The organism is Stenotrophomonas sp. YIM B06876 (assembly GCF_030711595.1).
Taxonomy (GTDB): domain Bacteria; phylum Pseudomonadota; class Gammaproteobacteria; order Xanthomonadales; family Xanthomonadaceae; genus Stenotrophomonas.
Genome location: NZ_JAUJUJ010000581.1, coordinates 1 through 415, shown reverse-complemented (window position 1 = coordinate 415; position 415 = coordinate 1). Strand labels below are relative to the sequence as shown.

Below are 415 nucleotides of genomic sequence, written 5' to 3'. Positions count from 1 at the left end.
CGTGCTGGTGGGCGATGCGGCCGACAAGGTGCTGCCCCAGCTGATCGCGCGCACCAAGGCGCTGAAGGTACTGAACGGCACCAACCTGGCCGCCGAAATGGGCCCCATCGTGACCCGCGCGGCGCACGAGCGCGTCAGCGGCTACATCGCGCTCGGCGTGCAGGAAGGCGCGCAGCTGCTGGTCGACGGCCGGGGCTTCGATGCCAAGACCGCTGGCGCGGGCTGCGAAGGGGGTTTCTGGATGGGCGGCACGCTGTTCGACCATGTCACGCCCGAGATGCGCATCTACAAGGAAGAGATCTTCGGCCCGGTGCTCGCCGTGGTGCGCGCCAAGGACTTTGGCGAGGCCGTGCAGCTCGTCAACGACCATGAGTTCGGCAACGGCGTGGCCTGCTTCACGCGCGACGGCCATGTG

Annotated in this window: 1 protein-coding gene; it reads left to right on the top strand. The window is 68.4% G+C overall.

The window, feature by feature from the left end; all coding sequences use genetic code 11:
• A partial coding sequence (locus QZH66_RS18565; protein WP_305807256.1) for an aldehyde dehydrogenase family protein occupies positions 1 to 415 on the top strand: 415 nt, incomplete at both ends.